The sequence below is a fragment of the Pseudoalteromonas sp. MQS005 genome, from assembly GCF_001661605.1.
Classification (GTDB): Bacteria; Pseudomonadota; Gammaproteobacteria; order Enterobacterales; family Alteromonadaceae; genus Pseudoalteromonas; species Pseudoalteromonas tetraodonis.
In genome coordinates, this window is the sequence record NZ_LYRQ01000017.1 from 54,059 (window position 1) to 71,349 (window position 17,291).

The window sequence follows — 17,291 nt, forward strand, 5'->3', positions numbered from 1 at the left end:
CTACAGTGACATGCGCATGACATCATCAATGCCATTGAGCACTTTATTGCGCATTTCCATTAGCATAGAAAAACTAAGCCCTGCTTTTTGACTGGCAATCATCGCCCCTACTACGTCTTCACTTTCACCGGTATCAACGGCTTTTACCATCTCACCAGCTATATTTTGTTGGGCGTTGATAGAGCGAATAACATGCTTAAAATCTTCACTAATATTTACATTTTGATTACTGATAGCAGCCGGCTCTATACTTTCTGGACCTGCAATTTTTTGCATGTCCATCATTTTGCCCAGCATCATTTGTTGACTTTCAATTGGCGACATTTTATTTTTCCTTCAAATTATGCAATTGCATCAATATCAATACCGCATTCACGCATGGCGGCAATTTTGTATCTTAATGCTCGGGTAGTTACCCCAAGCGCCTGTGCTGTTTGGGTACGATGCCCTTTAAATCGACTCAACAAACTGTATATGTAATCAAATTCTGCCTGCTTTTTATTTTCTTTTAACTGGGTGGCACAATAAGCTGCCGCCGCCGGTGAGCATTGCGGTAAATTTAAGTCTTCAACCTGAATCTCTGCCCCTCTGGCCATCACTAAGGCGCGTTGGATTACGTTTTCAATTTCACGCACATTCCCTGGCCAGTTGTAACAAAGCATCACATCTTCTGCTTGTTTACTAATGTGAAACTCAGAGTTGCCATATTTTTTGATAAAGTGATAAGCCAATGGGATGATGTCATCAACACGATCCCGAAGTGCTGGCCAACTAAGTGGTAATACATCTAAACGATAAAATAAATCTTCACGAAAAGCGCCTTGCTCAACCTGTTCACGCAGTACGCGGTTGGAGGCAGCAATAATGCGTATATCTAAATTGATTTTTTGATGACTACCCAGTCTTTCAACTTCGCGCTCTTGCAATACGCGCAGTAACTTAGCTTGTAAATCGAGCGGTAGTTCAGTAATTTCATCGAGTAAAATAGTACCGCCATTGGCTAATTCAAATTTGCCTGGCTGGGTATTTACAGCGCCGGTAAACGCACCTTTATTAAATCCAAATAACATGGCTTCGAGCATATTTTCTGGGATAGCAGCACAGTTAACTGCAATAAATGGCTTATCTTTGCGATCTGAAGCTTTATGAATAAAGTGCGCGAGCTTCTCTTTACCTGTTCCAGACTCGCCGGTGATTAACACCCCTGCTGAGGTATGTGCAGCGCGGTTGGCTAAACGTAATACTTGCTGTGATTTAGTAGAAACAGCGATTAAATCTTCAAACCCATGCTTCATTGAATCAGTGTTTCTGATTGTTTTTTTAAGCTGCTCAGCAAAGAAAGGTTTTAAGAGATAATCAACAGCACCACCGGTATTAATTGTTTTTGAAGCAATTTCACTTTGCGATGAATCCACTAAAGTCACAATTTGTGAGGTTGGGCATGTTTTGCGCAGTAATTTTACTAATTCAACAAGCTCGAGTTGTTGAGTATCAGCATCAACAAACACGAGTTCCGGTTTACTAATAAGACAGTGACTAACCGCATCGCTGATGGAGTTTGTATGCAAAAACTTAAAATTTTCGGCAAATACAACTTGCTGAATTTCAGGCGTTGGCTGTTGTTCACTGATCCATAAGAGGTATCTTTGACTCATATAATTCCCTTACGATGCAATTAACTTGAGTGTCTGAAAAGACGAACTAAAACACGGCGATTAGACGATGCGCCCTGCTTTGAATTTTTAATAATGGGGTAGCGTTGACCATGCGCTCTCACTTCTAACATGTCTTTGGGTAAACCAAATTCAATGAGTCTTGAAGCTACGTCATCCGCTCTTTCTTTTGAAAGCAGCCGATTAGATAGCGGCGAGCCTGTATTATCGGTGTGGCCATCCACAAATACTTTACTAACGCGATTGTCTAAAGAAATATAACGCACTAAATCCTTTAGAAATTTTAAGTCTTTTTCAGCTGTTACCGTGCGCTGCCCGCTGGCAAACTGTAACTGATGATCACGTGCTTGCTCCCAAGAAAGCGGAGAAAGGTTACTTAAACACTGTTGATAATCTGCAACTATTTCATCGCTATGGGTATTGGTAAACGTTAGGCGCAACTGCTCATCTTTAAAGCTGACTAAAGTGTCTAACCAACCACCTTGCTTAATTAAACGAAGTAAAGCGCTTACATCCGCTGAAAATTGCACTTTATTGTCTTCGATATCTGTTGATGTGAAGTTAAGTGGGGTGAGTACTGTATTTGCTGATTGCCAATCGGCTTTGCGTGATGAAACGTGCAAACGGGTTATTGGCTTATCTTTTAAAAGCCAAGTAAACACAAGTTGTTGCTGCTGTGCTGGCACGGTTTTAACTTCAAGCAACGCATAATTTTCAAAGCGCTGTTGTAGCGAACAAGCGAAAGAATCGCCCTTAACAGTCCAAGTCGAGTTTTCATAACTTTGGACCAGATTTTGTTCTGCAGCCTGCCCTGATTGCGTCAAAAATAATGCACAAGGAAGTGCAAATTTAATAATGTTAGGAAATCCGTTCATGAGTATTCCGTATAAGTTTAGAGAACAATTAAGTTTTTTAAATGAATAGCGAAATACAACAAATACAAACAAGGTATTAATTAATATCACTAAGTTAATGTAACCCCACGATCGTAGCGATTGCCTTAGACTGGAAGCTTTGCGTCCTATGCTTTCGCATAGTTTGCCATTTAATTTACTTATGCATTGTTTTTTACCAACATAAAAACTAGTAACTATGTATAATAAAAACAATAGACTATAGTTAAATAGAATTAATTGCAAATATTACTTACAAAATTCATGCTAAGTTCATTTTATAGATGAAATCTAACTAATTATCCCAACGATCCGAGTATATCAACACGAATGGTATCTGGAATTTCATTATAAGAAAGAACTACTAAGCTGCCTTTAGTAAAGGTTTTGGCGTAACGTGCCAGCAAGGGTCGTAACTGTGGCACCACAATTAATGTAGGTGTTACCCCTCTTGATTTCATATCTTCGACAATCAGTGGCATAGTGCGTTGAAATTGGCCTAGTAAATTAGGGTCAACCGCAAAACTATCCAGTACAACTTTGCCTGCTTGCATCGCTTGGTCGAGTGAGCTTTGTAAGGTACTTTCTAGTTTTTCATCTAAGCTATAAGCACTGAGTTCATCACGATTACCCATTACCTGTTTTACTAATACTTTTTGCAAAGCACAGCGCACATCTGAAACCAGTAGAATAGGATCTTTAGTTACCTCAACACTGTCTATTAAAGTGCCTGCAATGGTGACAATATCTTTAATGCTAATGTGCTCTTTAAGCAATAAACGAATGACTTTAAGCTGCAAGTTAGTGGGTAAGGCTTTTTCGAAGGTTTCCGCTAAGCTAGGTGAAATCTCTTTTAAACGCTCATTGAGTTTTTGTACATCCTCATAACTGAATAGCTCATCTAAATGCTCTTTGATCACCTTACCAGTGTGTGTGGCAATAATGGTGCCTAAATCTACCACCGAGTAGCCCATATTCAACGCTTGGGTTTTGCTGTCATCTTTTATCCATACAGCTTCAAGCCCATAAGCAGGGTCGGTGGTTATTTCACCATCTAGCGAGCCATATACATCCCCGGTATTTAACGCCAGTAACTCTTTGGCATTCACATTGGCACTGGCAATGGGGACACCCGCTAAGTTTACTTTGTATTCTTGTGGATTTAGTTTCAGGTTATCTTTTATTCTGATCTCCGGTAATAAAAACCCAAGTTGTTCAGAGAGATTTTTACGCACACCTCTTAAGGTTTTTACCAGCTCTTCCCCTTTGTCTTTATCAGCTAAATAAACCAAACGAAAGCCAAGCTCAACCGACAGCTTATCAACATGAGAAATATCTCCCCACTCTAAGTTAGCTTGTTGCTCACTTAAAATGGTGTCTGTCATCTGCTCTGCTTCAATTAAAGAGTTATCGGGGAGAGAGCGCTGCAATCGCCAAGCAACATAAAACAATGGCGCAGCAAATGCTAAAAAGGCGACAGTTGGCATCCCTGGCACAATACCAAGCGTGACCATGATTAAAGCGGCGGTAAAAATAACACGTGGAGAGGCAAGTAACTGCTTACCGACCGCTTCACTCACATCACCTTCATCGTTCATTCGCGTAACAATAATTGCAGCAGCAACGGCTAACAGCAACGAGGGGATTTGTGCAACTAAGCCATCACCTATGGTTAATAGGGCAAAACGTTGAAACGCTTCGGCTAAACTTAAACCATGTTGAAAAGCACCTATTGATACACCACCGAGTAGGTTAATCACTAAAATAATTAAACCGGCAATGGCATCACCGCGCACAAACTTTGAGGCACCATCCATAGAGCCATAAAAATCGGCTTCTTGGGCTATGGTGCTGCGTCGCTCTTTTGCTTGCTCAGGACCAATTAATCCAGCATTTAAATCGGCATCAATTGCCATTTGCTTACCAGGCATAGCATCTAAGGTAAAGCGAGCTGCCACCTCAGAAATACGCTCGCCCCCTTTGGTAATAACCACAAAGTTAATCACCATTAAAATAACAAACACCACAATACCGACTACATAGTTACCACCTATAACCACTTCACCAAACGCTTGGATAACTCGACCAGCGACATCAGAACCTTCATGGCCATGCAGTAATACTACCCGTGTTGAGGCAATATTTAGGGTTAAGCGCATCAAGGTGGCGACCAGCAAAATAGTTGGAAATACCGAAAAATCGAGCGGTTTTTTAGTAGACACAGCGACTAACAATACAATCACTGACAATACAATGTTGAAGGTAAATAATGCATCTAATAACCATCCTGGTAATGGCAAAATAACCATCGACAAAACAGCTAACAGCAAAATAGGAATAGCGGTGTAAGGTTGAGTAAAACTGCGCCAGTTCAAATTATAACTCCAACTTCTAAGGTTTCTGTAAATTTTTAGGGATTGTTAATTCAGGTAAGGCTGCGGGTGCTTGCCCACGTCCTTGCTTATATGCTTTTAGTTGCAATACGTATGTCAGTACATAGGCAACCGCACTGTATAAGCCGTTAGGCACTTCTTGGTCGACCCGGGTCGAGAAATAAATAGCCCGTGCCAATGCAGGGATTTCTATAATTTCTTTGTTATTCATACGGGCCACTTCGCGTATTCTCAGCGCCATTTCATCTACGCCTTTAGCGACAACATAAGGGGCTTTAGCTGCCTCTTCACTGTACTTTATTGCTACAGCATAATGAGTAGGATTGGTCACTATCACATCGGCAGTGGGAACGCGCTCTTCAATTTTTCGGTTTGATTGCTGATACTGTATTTGCCTAATTTTATTTTTAATTTCAGGGCTACCGTCAGAAGATTTACGCTCTTCTTTTACCTCTTGTTGGGTCATTTTTATTTTATCGGCAATCTGTTTCTGCTGAAAAGGCACATCAATAACAGCAATAAAAAGTAACAAAGTCACCGTGATCATTAATGATAAAAATAACAGTTCAATACCTTGGCCTATCGCCACTTTAATATCTAAGTTTTGTAATACCATCAGCTGCATCCACAGCTTGGTTAAAAAGGTATATAAGCAAATCGCCAGTAAGGTTATTTTTAATATCGATTTAAGCAGCTCAACTAACGACTGTTTACCAAACATTTTGCCTAACCCGGTTAATGGGTTGAGCTTGCTCATTTTTAGTGCGACCAGTTTTTTTGAAAACACAAACCCACCCGGTAAACAACCAGTGATCCACATTGCGCAAAAGCTTAATAATAAAAACGGCGTAAGGGTCGACAGCATGTTCATAATGGCGTCGCCCAGCGCGATGGGCATCATTTTTTTGTTATTTATAATTGTGTGATCCAGCACCATGGTGCTGTTCATTAAGTTAACAAATAAGCTGTAAAATAAATTGGCAAACCACAATAGCCCAGCAATACTAACCATTAATAAAATAGCGGTGTTAAGCTCTTTTGAGCGCGCAACTTGGCCGTCTTCTTTGGCTTTTTTTAGCCGTTTTTCTGTGGGCTGTTCTGTTTTTTCTTGCGAGCTATTTTCAGACATATCGCTACCTCATCGCCTGTGCAAAGGTTGTTAGCACATAATACGTTAGCCTTGAAAATGCGCTTCCGGTGTACTCTAAGGTCATAAATACACAGAAAAAGCCCATCAACAGCGACATAGGAAAACCCAATACAAAAATATTCAATGACGGCGCTGCTCTGCTTGCTACACCAAAGGTTAAGTTAACCAATAACATGGCGACTATCCCTGGTAGCGAAAGCAGTAAAGCAGAGGAAAACATCCACGCAAATAGCATAATGATCGATTGAATATCAAACTCATAAATACTGCGCCCAATCGGAAAACTATGAAAACTCTCCACCATAACTTGTAGAGTTATCAGGTGGCCATCAACAGCAAAAAATAATAAGGCACACATAATCCAAAATAATTGCCCCAATAATGCCACTTGGTTACCACTGCCTGGGTCCATAACAAGCGCCATCGACAAACCCATTTGCATGGATAAAATCAGCCCTATCATCGCCATCACTTCAAACAAGATGCGCAGTGATAGCCCCATCATTACCCCAAAAATGATTTGTTCGAACGTTAAAATGACCGCATCCAAAGAAAATAAGTCAATAGCAGGCGCAAGTGGTAACTGCGGAGCAACTAAAAAAGCCAACATCATAGACACTAAAATACGTGAGCGCGGCGTTACCGCCGGATTATCAAATACCGGCATAGACCATAAAAGTGCAGAAAAACGCACAAATGGCCACCAAAGCGTGCCCATCCAGCTGACTAAATCAGTAGACGTTAAAGAGAGTAATGAGCTCAACCAAATACCCCAGGTAACATAAATTTGAGCTTATCAAACCAATCAATCAAAATTTGTAGCATCCAATGCCCCGCAAACACCACCATTAATAAGGTTAATAACATGCGTGGTAAGAACGTTAGGGTTTGCTCTTGGATAGAAGTAGCCCCTTGAATAATGGCGACCACAATACCCAACAATAACCCGGGTACAATAAGCACTAAAATGAGCTTGATAATGGTATAAACCGCGCTTGAAATAAGCTCTACCGACATTTCTGGGGTCATGGTGACATTCCAAATGTAGCCGCCAGTGTACCCGCTATCATTGACCAGCCATCGGCAAGTACAAATACCATGAGCTTAAACGGTAAACTAATGATCAGCGGCGATAGCATCATCATACCCATAGACATCAATACACTACTGACCACTAAGTCAATAATTAAAAAAGGAATAAACAACATAAAGCCAATTTGAAAAGCGGTAGTAAGCTCACTTAATACAAACGCAGGCATTAACACTTCAAACGGAATTTCTTCGGCGGTGAGTGTCGTTGGCTCATTGGCAATTAGCAGCACTTGGCGCAACTCACTTTCACGGGTTTGTCTGAGCATAAAAGCACGTAAAGGCTTTTCAGCGGTGAGTAAAGCGTCTTCTAATCCTATGGTTTGCTGTTGAAAAGGCGTATATGCGTTTTGATAAATATCTTGCCAAACCGGTCGCATAATCAACATGGTGAGCATCAGTGAGATGCCAATTAAAATTTTATTCGGCGGGCTTTGTTGTAACCCCATTGCTTGGCGTAAAATCGCCAATACAATGATAATCCTAGTAAAAGACGTTAAAACCATTAATAGCGCAGGTAATAAGCTCAATACCGTCATTAACAAAAGTATTTGCAGTTTAACGCTATAGTCTTGTCCGTCGGCCGTATCTTTTAGCGAAAACAGCGTAAGTTCTTCTGCATTTAGCCAGCTTGGTATAAACAACATGATCAACAGTAGGCTAACTTTAAAAATTACGCGTTTATTCATTTTTTTACTGATCCTTTGCGGTATCTGTTTGAGCAAATTTCAAACCATACTGCCCTTCAACCATCACGACTTCTGCTTTAGCAAAAAACACCCCATTCACTTTTACATCAAGCGCTTCGCCGGCTACTTTATCTAGTTTAAGCACGTCGCCTTCTTTGGCTTGGCTAAGCTCGCCTAAGGTAATTTCGGTACTTGCAACTTCAAGAGTCACTAACAAAGGAACGTCTTGAAAAAATGACATATTGCCTTCGTTCTTTTTATCAGCAGATTTATCATCAAATCCATCAAAAGCATCCAGCTCTAAGCCCGCTAAGGCGCTATCAAGGTTTTCGTTCATAATTTAATTACTCGTTGTATTGTTTGATAATTGTGTTATTTGAAATGCTAAGCCAGCCTCTTGCTCAACGACTTGGCCTTTAAATATTTGTTTATGCCCTAGGTTAAATAGCGCCGCTTCATTAAGCTCAATCGGTAATACACCACCAGCAACACAGGCTTTCAGTTGTTTTAATGTGACTTTTTTCTTCGCCATTTCAATCTGGCCTTGCACTGCAAACTGTGTCCACATATCGGTATTGAGTGTGTCGCTACTTGCTGGGTCTTGCTCGCTATCGGCTGCGCAAAAAAAGCTAATTGGTAGCCATAAAAACCAACTTATTACTTGGGTTTCTAATATAAACCGCACTTTAAAAGCTAAATATTGCAATGCTTCTGGTAAAGCATGTGATTTTTGTATTTCACCTAATAGCGCAGAGCGTTCTCTAAATAATAAGCCCTGAATACCTTGCACTTGGCGTTGTAATAAACGGCCACAAATACGGCTCTCTGTTGCACTCAATTCATTCGTGGTAGGCGAGTAATCGTGGCTTGAATTATCTGAATTATTGAATTGCCCGCCTAAACATAAATCAGCTGTTTTATGAGCACTTTGAAAATCAAGCGCTAAGAAAGCTTCGCCTTGAGTGGGTGCAAATAAAGGACAGGCAAGAAATATTCTAGGCGATTCTTTAAACCAACTATTAATAGTTGAATGCGAACAAGGCGAAATTTCTACATCAAAGCGGCTGTCGTTAAATAATTGGGCAAGTTCTAACTCCAATGCTTTACGAATATTGACGTTTATTTGCGCTGCTTTTTGCTGCGCGTGTTCGTAGGCTCTTTGCTCTAGCGTTAGTGCAAATGGAGTAATATGCTCAGAATCTTTCGCTTTAATTAACTTTGCCTTAGCGCTTAACGTTTTACTCATATCACTGTCTTTCCTGATTCATTTCTATGTTGTCTATGCATTGGTTTTTTTTGCTTTTTTTAATTGGGCTTGTAACTGTAAATGATTAACAATATCGCTGCGTAAGCGCTCATTTTTACTTATCCACTCAACCCCTAAAAACACTAACTTGTCACTTACTTCGCGGCGGTACGTTACCTTGCCAGTCAATCGATTGGCTTTATCAAAAACCACAATAAATTTGTCAGGAATAGCCTTTTCAGCAGGGACTAATAAACCCACACCTCCTACGCTAATGTCTTTTGCAACGCCATGACAAAGTGGAATATCAATAAAGCAGCGGCGAAGTAACTGTACGCCCACCCCGCCAAGCTGAACTGACTCTGGCTCGTAATTATCTTTGAGGTTTAAATTCCATCTTTTGTAACTTCGTTTAGTTTCTGATTGGTTACTCATAATTCTCTTCAAGGCGTAGCACAGGTTTATTAGCAATTGCCGCACTGGCAGATTTTTTTACTGGGTTATTAATATTGCTATCATCAAACAACTGATTAAATTTTCCCTCTGCATCTTTAGTTAAAATAAGTAGTTCAACCCGTCTGTTTTCACTGGCTTTTTGGTTTTCTTTGTTCAGTGGTCGATTAGAGGAGAATGCATTTACTTGCAACACTTGGCTTGATGGCATTCCGCCCATGGTCATCACTTTTCTGGCCTGTTGCGCCCTATCGCCAGAAATATCCCAATTACGAGAGCTACCATCAATAAACAGGCTGGCGTCGCTGTGCCCAGAAATAATGATTTTGTTATTGATGTCTTTTACTAAGCCGCCAAGGTATAAAAACAGATCTTCAAAAAACGGAGTCATTTGCGACTTTGAGCGTTCAAACATTTGATGATGTTTGTCATCTCTAATAATCACTCTTAGCCCTAAAGGCACTTCTTCAACTAATAAGTTATTTTTTAATAACTCTTCTTTACTAAGTTCATCAATGCTTTCAAGTAATAAACTCAGCTCAGATGAGGCTTCAAATTGGCTATCAATGGCTGAATTTAACTTCTCGCCTTGTCCTGCTTTAGGCTCAACGGTGCCATCGGGCACTTGTAACACTTCACTGATTCCTGGCCTTGGAGAGTCCGGCGGCGTAATTCCCGACTCTAAGTGCTTAATTACTGAAGGAGACCCACCTAAATCAACGGGAAATGGGCTGTTTTGAGGGTCAAAAATAGCAGGGCCACCATCAAAAATTGAGTGAGTTCGCATGTAGTGTGCAATTTCTTCACGCTCAGATTCATTGGTGATCGCCATAATCCACATCACCATAAAAAACGCCATCATCGCCAAAGTAAAGTCGGCAAAGGCGACTTTCCAAGCACCACCATGAGGCTTTTCGGTTGCTCTTCGACGTGAGCGTTTGATGATGATTTCTTGATTTTTGTTTTCCATCATTAAGCCGCCTTGTTAGTGATCCACTCTTCCATGGTGGTAAAGGTCGGTTTAATTTCTTCGTTAATTAATTTTCTACCTGAGTCGGTCGCTACAATTGGCACGTGGCCCTTGGCATGAGCGACTAACATGGCACGCACACACTCAAACATTGCCACTTGTTTTTTTACATACTGCTCCATCGCAGAAGCAAGCGGTGCAATTAAACAGTAACAAGCAAAAATACCAATAAAAGTACCCACCAACGCCGCGGCTACATGGTAGCCAATTTCACTTAAAGGTCCATCAAGGTGCTGCATAGTAATAATAATGCCGCCAACCGCTGCTAAAATACCAAAACCAGGCATAGCTTCAGCTATATTAGCCAGTGAATGAGAAGGCTTAAGACGCTGTTCTTCAATGGTGTAAATCTCTTGCTCTAACATGGCATCAAAGTCATGCGAGTTGATTTTTCCCATACTAAATAAACGCAAGTTATCGCAAATAAAAGTTACTAGCTGAGGGAACTCATACACCTTTGGGTAAGCAAGAAAAATAGAACTAGTTTCTGGGTTTTCAACATGCTCATCCAACCCCTTTATACCTTTCACTCTGGCTAAATCTAATAAAGAGTAAATAACCAGTAGTAAGTCATGGTAAAGCTCAGACGTATCGGTTCCTTTACCACTAATAAATTGATACTTTAATTGCGATAACATTTCTGTCAGTACATATTTTGAATTACCCACAATTAGCGCCCCTAAGCCTGCGCCAAAAATAATTAAAAACTCGTATGGCTGCCACATAGTGGCGATGTTGCCGCCCGCAAACGCAAAACCACCTAATACTGTTGCAAGTACTACTATTAAACCTATAACTCTTTGCATTCTTTATTCCTTAGGTATTAGATTTTTTGAAGCGTTTGTGTGAGCGCTTCAAGTGCTTGTTTATGAAGTTGGCAAACACGTGCCTCGGTTAAATCGAGTGTTAATGCTATTTCTTTCATATTCATTTCGTGCATGTAATACAATTGTAAGAGCAGCTTTTCTCGGGTATTGAGCTTGCTCATGGCCGCTTTTAGCGTAGCTGCTGTCTCTTCTTTGTCGTGTGTATGGGCACTGGTAAGCGCTAAATTAGGGTTAGCTTCTAATAGCGCTTCAAGGCTATCAAATGCCTCGGCTTGCTCACTGTAGTGCAGTTGAATAAGCTCTTTATGGCTTATGCCTAATGCTTCACACATTTCGGTGTCTGTTGCATCACGACCAAGCTGCTTTTGAAGTGAGCGGCTCATATCACGAAGCTGATGAGACTGCTGCCTTAGTTGACGCGGTCGCCAATCAACACGTCGAAATTCATCTAGCATGGCTCCACGAATACGCTTAAACGCAAATGCAGCAAACTTTTCATCTAAGTCGCGGCCATAGCGACGAATAGACGACAGCAAGGCAATAATGCCTATTTGATAAATATCATCGTTATCAACAATAACGCCTACTTGAGTGCGCATATGCGCAGCCGCTCTATTAACTAAAAAAGAGTACTGCGATAATAGTTGCGTCTCTTTTTGCGGTGTGAACGTCACTGGCGGCTCGGTAACTAGCTCGCCCCACTCCTCTTGCAGCATCATAGCGATAGCCTATTGAATAAAGACATTCGTAATGAGTACATTATCTAGACGAACCGAAACCGCATTCGCTAAAACCAAATTAAACTGCTCGAGTAAGTCTTTTTGAACCGCATCGATATCCTTAAAAACAGCTTTTGCTTGGCTATGGCTCATGTTGGCAAACTGTTTTACCAGTACATTTCTCACTAGCGGCTCCATGGCCTCTGTTCCTGTGTTGTAAACTGATGGCGAAGTAACAAGTACCAAGTCGAGCACCAAATAACGGGCAATTGAGTCATCTGATACGCTTATAATAAAGCGCTCCATTTCGTGATATTCAACTTTACTAATGTCAGCTTGTTTACTCTCTTGAGATGAGTCACTGTCGTTAAAAAACTGTCCCGCAAAAAATGCAGCCGCAATAAGTGCTAATACGGTTAGGGCTATTATTATTTTTTTCACTTTTATCTCTCTTAATCCAAGGTAGTTATACTAATAAATCTAACCAATCTAATGGCGATTTTGCTGAGTGAGTGCTGGCTGTATCACTATGGGAGGGCGACTCGGTTTGATTATTTGCAATCTCGTTATTTTCAAGCTGCTGTTGCGACTGCTGCTGTTTATCACTTAAATTAACATCCACTGTGGTGGATGAGTTTTGTGATAATGACTGACGCAACTGATCTAAAGTTTGTGCTATAGCATCTCTCACCTGCGCATTACTCGTAGTTAAACTGACTGAGGTTTTATCACCTTCAATATTTATCGATATTTCAATACTGCCTAAATTAGGAGGATCTAATCTAATTTGCGCGCGTTGTAGTTGTTGGCCTATTTGCAGTTTTACCTTGTCGCCAAGTACATGTAATAAGCGCTGCCCCCATTCACTGGGAGCCTCTTTTAATTTTTCTTTATGCCACTCAAAGCTCTCTGGCGCGGGTGCGGACGCTGAAAATGCATTCACTAATGTTGATTTTTGACCCGTACTCTCGCGACTTTCTGTAAAGACCATTTTCGATTGCGCACTTTGTGACAATGCCGCAAGCTCAAGTTTGCTCAGCGACACACTCGGTTGTATGGCTACTTGCTCACTGGTTAGGCTACTTGATTGCGCTTGTGCATAAGTGTTCAGCACTACCGAAGGTTGATTTAATCGATTCAAAAGCGCTTGCGAGTATAGTGTTTGTGGTGCTTTGTCTACTTCGAGTGTATTTAATTCTTTATTAACTACTGCATTTGCTGGCGTTACATTTATGGCCGCAGTAGGCGCAGTCGTGGTGGCTATGTTCATTGCAATGTTTTGCACAGGCGTAGTTTTAGCAGGCTCTTGAGTTACAAAGCTGTCTTCGCTCTGAGTCTCTAAATGCGTGGTCTGCAGCTGTTCATTAGCCACAAGCTGTGCTGTTGGTGTTTCCTCAGCCATTACTTCGCTATCTACACCAAGGTTACTATTTGGATTTAGTAAGGTTTTGACAGGCGCGCTTATTTTATTGGTATCAAGATTATAATTTGCGGTGCTAAAAAAATACGGATTTATTATTTCTTGTGTTTCTGCACTGGCATCTTCTTGCGCTAGTTGTTCTGAACTTTCTTGAGGTTGTTCACCTTGCACATTTTGCTGTTTTGTTTGCTGTTGCTTTGAAGAAAGCGTAAACGGCTCAAGCTCGCTCTGTAGTTCTTGCGCATCTGCAGGCGTACTACTTTTTAATATGGTTGGTTTATTAGTGGCACTGCCAAAGTCAGTCTTTGTCGCCATAGTATTTGCTTGGATACTCATAATGACAGTCCTTGTTGTACTTTTTCATATGCCAGTAAGCCTTCTTTATCCTCTTGATGGCGCTGCATTTGCACTTTGATAGCTGCTTGCTTTTGACTAACCAGCTCAATTAAGTCCGCGTAGCGTGCTTTTAGATTGTCTTGTTCAGTTTTCATTGAACTAAACCAAGGCATACTTTGTAACTGTGTATAAAGCGCAAGTAACTGCTTATCGGCTGCTTTAACTTGATACCAATTACTCTCATGGATAGCATCTTCCATGGTGCTAAGTAATTGTTCCATTTTTTGCGCTGCGTATTTTTGAGAGTGTTCCATTAGCAATACTAAATTCATTATAAGTTCATATTTCTTTTAGCAAAAAGCAAGCCAGCTTTAAGTTGTTGTTTTATATTAATAAATAAAATAAAAACCCAAAAAGGCGGAAGCGGAACTTCCACCTCGGAAGGAAGTGATGTGCTATTAATAATAAATAGAAAGATTATTTAAGCAGTAGAGGAAGTAAAAAAATAGCCGTGTTAAAAATGAAAAAACCAGCTAAGGGTAGCTGGTTCTAATACGTTTATTGTGTGCCTAACCCTTGCCACCCTTCTTGCAGGTTGTTCATCACCACACGGGTGGAATCAATATAGCTCAAGTCGTTTTTTATACTCGCTTGCAATAACGCTTGCCCACAATGCTGATAAAGGTTTTGCATGTTTTGCGCTACTTCACCGCCTTTTTCAAGGTCTAATGAGGCCTCAAGCCCGCCTAAAATGCGCATTAGCTTTTCAATACTTTCGGCTTTTTTATCATGTCTTTTTTGTTTTATATGGCCGGTTACTCTTTCAAGCTCATCCGAAAAACCATCAAATAACATTAATACCAGTTTATGAATATCAGCACTGGCCGCTTTTGCATCTACCGATGTGCTTTTATAGGCTGAAAAGCCATCATTTAAATCTAACATCTATGTTTAGCCTCCAAATTGACCCATTGTAGATTCTAATTGCGCAATAGTCTGTTGCATTTGTGTAAACTGCGACAAGTAACGTTGGTACACTTGCTCCATCGACACTTCATGATCTTTTTGTTGCCTAGTGACTATATTTAAGCTCGCCTGCAATGATTGCTTTTTATCCGTCATCAAACCATAGCTTTTAGTGAAAGGCTCTACGCGGGTTTCCAGCTTAGATAACAACCCGTTTTCACCTGTGAGCATGCTGGTTAACTGCTCAGGATTAGTCGCCATGGCTTCTTCAAGTTTTTTATTATCTATTTTTAAGTTACCGCTACGATCAAACTCAATACCCACAGAGAACAAGGTTTTACCTTCAAACGTACCCTGAAAATCGTTACGTAAAGAGCGAGCAAGGCCGGCAGCCATATTATCTCTTTTTAAGTACTGGTTACTGGTAATGCCATTGGTGAGCGAATTAAATTTATCTACAAAACTTTGGATGTTTTCTTTAGAGCTTTCTTGATCTTGGTTAATTGATATGTGAATTGGCTGATCGCCCGGCGACTGCGCCTGCGTTAAATCAATCGTCACCCCATCAATAACCGTATCGAGTTTATTACTGCTTGAAGTGATTGTCAGTGCTGAATTAGCCCCTAGCTTAACAATCGCATCTTGCGCTAAGGTTAAATCTTGTTTGTTTGTTATGGCATTGGTGATATCACTGCCATTGGCATCCGCAGCTGGAGTAAAACTCACACCCACCTGATTAGCAGCACCCGACTCAGCACTGGTTAAAGTTAAAAAGGTTTCTGTGCCAGAGCGCACAACAGAGGCTTTAACACCGCTATTATCAACATGCGAGTTGATAGCATTAGCAACATCAGTTAATGATGCATCAGCGCCAAGGCTTGCAAAATCAATACTAAACGCACTGCCTGCCAAATCAATGCTTAACTCACCATCAGTGGTTAAAGCTTTAGCCGGGTCAAAACTCAATGCCACTTGATGTGCTTGAGCTAATTGCTCGACAAATACATCGTACTCGCCGCTGGCTGCGGTGCCAGTTGCGCTCACGCCTAATGCCGATGGATTGCTCACTGTGGCTGTGTTGGAAAACAAGCTACTGGTGTCTTTTAAGCTAGCTTGTAAGTCATCAAAAAAGCTTGATAAATTACTTTTCAAGCTATCAAACGCCTTAATTTGATTGCTAAAAAGGCTACTTTTAGTACTTAATTGCTGATCTTTAGCGCTACGCTCAATTTGTGTATATTGTGAGGCTAATTGCCCAGGATTGATTCCTATTGCAGAGCTCATTTTAATCTCCAAGCATTTTAGTTATAAGCAAAAAAATCTAGGGTAAATATTTTTACTTATGACTATAAACAATAATAGCTACACCCTTAGGTGTAGCTATGCATACTTAATTGATTAATCACTATTAACGAAGTAGTGAACCAATCATTTGTGTTGTGCTGTTAGCTGTGCTCAGTACTGAAATACCTGAGTTCATTAGCAATTGTTGCTTAGTCATGTTTGATGTTTCAGCAGCAAAATCAGCGTCCATTAGCGTACCTACAGCAGCTTGAGTGTTTTGCTTCATGTTAGATACGTTAGTCATTGTATGGTCAAGACGGTTCATTGATGCACCAAGCGTTGAACGTGCAGTACCAATTTCGCCAACCAAAGTATCAACAAACGCAATCTGCGCTTGTGCTGTTGCAACGTCTGTAAATGCAGCAGCAGAACCAATGGCTGTTGTTACAGCACCTAACTGAGTAGAAATATCAACATTAAGGGTTTCAGCTGCACTTGAACCTACTTGGAAGTTAACCGCACCTGCACCAAACTTACCAGTAGCTGCTAAAAGTTTAGTGCCATCACCAAACGATGTGTTGTCCATGATGTTTGTAAGCTCAGTAGCTAGTGCTGTGTATTCTGCACTTTGTGCAGCCCACTCTTTTGCACCGTTTGTATCACTTGAACCTTGGGTAGCAAGTTCTTTCATGCGGTAAGCAATGTTAGTCATTTCATCAAACGCACCTTCAGCAGTTTGCATCATAGACATAGCGTTGTTACCGTTGTATAAACCAGCATCTTGACCACGTACCTGTGCGTTTAAGCGTGAAGCGATTTGTAGACCAGCTGCATCGTCTTTAGCAGAGTTAATTTTAAAACCAGAACCTAAACGCTCAAGTGCTGTAGATAAATCGTTGTTGCTACGACCAAGTTGGTTTTGGATTGACATTGAAGCCATGTTTGATTGAATTGATAAAGCCATGTTTATTTCCTCTTTAAATGAATAGCTAAAGTAATTAGTGAACCTAAATCACCTTCTAATAACTAAGAGCGACCATATTTTTAATTACCTAAACTTTTTTCTAATTATTTTTATATTTTTTAAATAATGTGCTCAAAGCGGGTAAAGCAGGCATTTTCG

At 40.7% G+C, this 17,291-nt stretch carries 20 protein-coding genes and 1 riboswitch; all 20 genes read right to left on the reverse strand.

What is annotated here, in order from left to right:
- Window positions 1-324 carry a flagellar hook-basal body complex protein FliE gene (locus tag A9479_RS08085; RefSeq protein WP_010391195.1) on the reverse strand — a complete coding sequence of 108 codons (324 nt, stop codon included), beginning with the start codon at window positions 322-324 and terminating at the stop codon, window positions 1-3.
- A gap of 17 nt (window positions 325-341) precedes the next feature.
- On the reverse strand, window positions 342-1,655 hold the full coding sequence (locus A9479_RS08090; protein WP_064663155.1) for a sigma-54 dependent transcriptional regulator: 1,314 nt from the start codon (window positions 1,653-1,655) through the stop codon (window positions 342-344).
- Window positions 1,656-1,675: 20 nt separating this feature from the next.
- Window positions 1,676-2,548: an OmpA family protein gene (locus A9479_RS08095; RefSeq protein WP_064663163.1), complete on the reverse strand. Its 873-nt coding sequence runs from the start codon at window positions 2,546-2,548 to the stop codon at window positions 1,676-1,678.
- Between the two features lie 95 nt (window positions 2,549-2,643).
- A riboswitch (cyclic di-GMP riboswitch) is annotated at window positions 2,644-2,726 on the reverse strand.
- A gap of 139 nt (window positions 2,727-2,865) precedes the next feature.
- Window positions 2,866-4,941, reverse strand: a complete 2,076-nt coding sequence (gene flhA / locus A9479_RS08100; protein WP_064663156.1) for a flagellar biosynthesis protein FlhA — start codon at window positions 4,939-4,941, stop codon at window positions 2,866-2,868.
- A 16-nt stretch (window positions 4,942-4,957) separates the two neighbouring features.
- Entirely contained in the window at window positions 4,958-6,088 is a 1,131-nt protein-coding gene (gene flhB / locus A9479_RS08105; RefSeq protein ID WP_064663157.1) for a flagellar biosynthesis protein FlhB, read from the reverse strand.
- Between the two features lie 4 nt (window positions 6,089-6,092).
- Entirely contained in the window at window positions 6,093-6,872 is a 780-nt protein-coding gene (gene fliR / locus A9479_RS08110) for a flagellar biosynthetic protein FliR (RefSeq protein WP_028835454.1), read from the reverse strand.
- Window positions 6,869-7,138, reverse strand: a complete 270-nt coding sequence (locus A9479_RS08115) for a flagellar biosynthetic protein FliQ (protein WP_013464397.1) — start codon at window positions 7,136-7,138, stop codon at window positions 6,869-6,871. Before A9479_RS08115 ends, fliR begins: the two co-directional genes overlap by 4 nt.
- Window positions 7,135-7,887 carry a flagellar type III secretion system pore protein FliP gene (gene fliP / locus A9479_RS08120; RefSeq protein ID WP_013464396.1) on the reverse strand — a complete coding sequence of 251 codons (753 nt, stop codon included), beginning with the start codon at window positions 7,885-7,887 and terminating at the stop codon, window positions 7,135-7,137. The genes A9479_RS08115 and fliP overlap by 4 nt, the downstream gene beginning before the upstream one ends.
- A 4-nt stretch (window positions 7,888-7,891) precedes the next feature.
- On the reverse strand, window positions 7,892-8,224 hold the full coding sequence (locus tag A9479_RS08125) for a FliM/FliN family flagellar motor switch protein (RefSeq protein WP_064663158.1): 333 nt from the start codon (window positions 8,222-8,224) through the stop codon (window positions 7,892-7,894).
- 3 nt (window positions 8,225-8,227) lie between these two features.
- Complete coding sequence (locus tag A9479_RS08130; protein ID WP_028835456.1) at window positions 8,228-9,133, reverse strand: FliM/FliN family flagellar motor switch protein; 906 nt, start codon at window positions 9,131-9,133, stop codon at window positions 8,228-8,230.
- A 33-nt stretch (window positions 9,134-9,166) separates the two neighbouring features.
- Window positions 9,167-9,568 (reverse strand): PilZ domain-containing protein, encoded by a 402-nt coding sequence (locus A9479_RS08135; RefSeq protein WP_013464393.1) that lies wholly within the window; start codon window positions 9,566-9,568, stop codon window positions 9,167-9,169.
- Window positions 9,561-10,559, reverse strand: a complete 999-nt coding sequence (locus A9479_RS08140; protein ID WP_082918311.1) for a flagellar motor protein MotB — start codon at window positions 10,557-10,559, stop codon at window positions 9,561-9,563. Before A9479_RS08140 ends, A9479_RS08135 begins: the two co-directional genes overlap by 8 nt.
- Window positions 10,559-11,422 (reverse strand): flagellar motor stator protein MotA, encoded by an 864-nt coding sequence (motA, locus tag A9479_RS08145; RefSeq protein ID WP_010391179.1) that lies wholly within the window; start codon window positions 11,420-11,422, stop codon window positions 10,559-10,561. Before motA ends, A9479_RS08140 begins: the two co-directional genes overlap by 1 nt.
- Window positions 11,423-11,439: 17 nt before the next feature.
- Window positions 11,440-12,162 carry a FliA/WhiG family RNA polymerase sigma factor gene (locus tag A9479_RS08150; RefSeq protein WP_082918312.1) on the reverse strand — a complete coding sequence of 241 codons (723 nt, stop codon included), beginning with the start codon at window positions 12,160-12,162 and terminating at the stop codon, window positions 11,440-11,442.
- A gap of 9 nt (window positions 12,163-12,171) precedes the next feature.
- Entirely contained in the window at window positions 12,172-12,603 is a 432-nt protein-coding gene (locus A9479_RS08155) for a flagellar basal body-associated FliL family protein (RefSeq protein WP_028835459.1), read from the reverse strand.
- 25 nt (window positions 12,604-12,628) lie between these two features.
- Window positions 12,629-13,918 (reverse strand): flagellar hook-length control protein FliK, encoded by a 1,290-nt coding sequence (locus A9479_RS08160; protein ID WP_064663159.1) that lies wholly within the window; start codon window positions 13,916-13,918, stop codon window positions 12,629-12,631.
- Entirely contained in the window at window positions 13,915-14,250 is a 336-nt protein-coding gene (locus A9479_RS08165; RefSeq protein WP_064663160.1) for a hypothetical protein, read from the reverse strand. The genes A9479_RS08160 and A9479_RS08165 overlap by 4 nt, the downstream gene beginning before the upstream one ends.
- Window positions 14,251-14,476: 226 nt before the next feature.
- Entirely contained in the window at window positions 14,477-14,863 is a 387-nt protein-coding gene (fliS, locus tag A9479_RS08170) for a flagellar export chaperone FliS (RefSeq protein WP_016899403.1), read from the reverse strand.
- 6 nt (window positions 14,864-14,869) lie between these two features.
- The gene (fliD, locus tag A9479_RS08175; RefSeq protein ID WP_064663161.1) at window positions 14,870-16,168 is read right to left on the reverse strand and encodes a flagellar filament capping protein FliD; all 1,299 of its coding nucleotides are present in this window, start codon (window positions 16,166-16,168) and stop codon (window positions 14,870-14,872) included.
- A gap of 124 nt (window positions 16,169-16,292) precedes the next feature.
- Complete coding sequence (locus A9479_RS08180; RefSeq protein WP_010391170.1) at window positions 16,293-17,132, reverse strand: flagellin; 840 nt, start codon at window positions 17,130-17,132, stop codon at window positions 16,293-16,295.
- Between the last annotated feature and the right edge of the window lie 159 nt (window positions 17,133-17,291).

Excerpts from the sequence above, each read along its gene's own strand:
- A9479_RS08085 (WP_010391195.1), bottom strand. The coding sequence starts at position 324 with ATGTCGCCAATTGAAAGTCAACAAATGATGCTGGGCAAAATGATGGAC.
- A9479_RS08090 (WP_064663155.1), bottom strand. The coding sequence starts at position 1,655 with ATGAGTCAAAGATACCTCTTATGGATCAGTGAACAACAGCCAACGCCT.
- A9479_RS08095 (WP_064663163.1), bottom strand. The coding sequence starts at position 2,548 with ATGAACGGATTTCCTAACATTATTAAATTTGCACTTCCTTGTGCATTA.
- flhB (WP_064663157.1), bottom strand. The coding sequence starts at position 6,088 with ATGTCTGAAAATAGCTCGCAAGAAAAAACAGAACAGCCCACAGAAAAA.
- A9479_RS08115 (WP_013464397.1), bottom strand. The coding sequence starts at position 7,138 with ATGACCCCAGAAATGTCGGTAGAGCTTATTTCAAGCGCGGTTTATACC.
- fliP (WP_013464396.1), bottom strand. The coding sequence starts at position 7,887 with ATGAATAAACGCGTAATTTTTAAAGTTAGCCTACTGTTGATCATGTTG.
- A9479_RS08125 (WP_064663158.1), bottom strand. The coding sequence starts at position 8,224 with ATGAACGAAAACCTTGATAGCGCCTTAGCGGGCTTAGAGCTGGATGCT.
- A9479_RS08130 (WP_028835456.1), bottom strand. The coding sequence starts at position 9,133 with ATGAGTAAAACGTTAAGCGCTAAGGCAAAGTTAATTAAAGCGAAAGAT.
- A9479_RS08135 (WP_013464393.1), bottom strand. The coding sequence starts at position 9,568 with ATGAGTAACCAATCAGAAACTAAACGAAGTTACAAAAGATGGAATTTA.
- A9479_RS08140 (WP_082918311.1), bottom strand. The coding sequence starts at position 10,559 with ATGATGGAAAACAAAAATCAAGAAATCATCATCAAACGCTCACGTCGA.
- motA (WP_010391179.1), bottom strand. The coding sequence starts at position 11,422 with ATGCAAAGAGTTATAGGTTTAATAGTAGTACTTGCAACAGTATTAGGT.
- A9479_RS08150 (WP_082918312.1), bottom strand. The coding sequence starts at position 12,162 with ATGATGCTGCAAGAGGAGTGGGGCGAGCTAGTTACCGAGCCGCCAGTG.
- A9479_RS08160 (WP_064663159.1), bottom strand. The coding sequence starts at position 13,918 with ATGAGTATCCAAGCAAATACTATGGCGACAAAGACTGACTTTGGCAGT.
- A9479_RS08165 (WP_064663160.1), bottom strand. The coding sequence starts at position 14,250 with ATGAATTTAGTATTGCTAATGGAACACTCTCAAAAATACGCAGCGCAA.
- fliS (WP_016899403.1), bottom strand. The coding sequence starts at position 14,863 with ATGTTAGATTTAAATGATGGCTTTTCAGCCTATAAAAGCACATCGGTA.
- fliD (WP_064663161.1), bottom strand. The coding sequence starts at position 16,168 with ATGAGCTCTGCAATAGGAATCAATCCTGGGCAATTAGCCTCACAATAT.
- A9479_RS08180 (WP_010391170.1), bottom strand. The coding sequence starts at position 17,132 with ATGGCTTTATCAATTCAATCAAACATGGCTTCAATGTCAATCCAAAAC.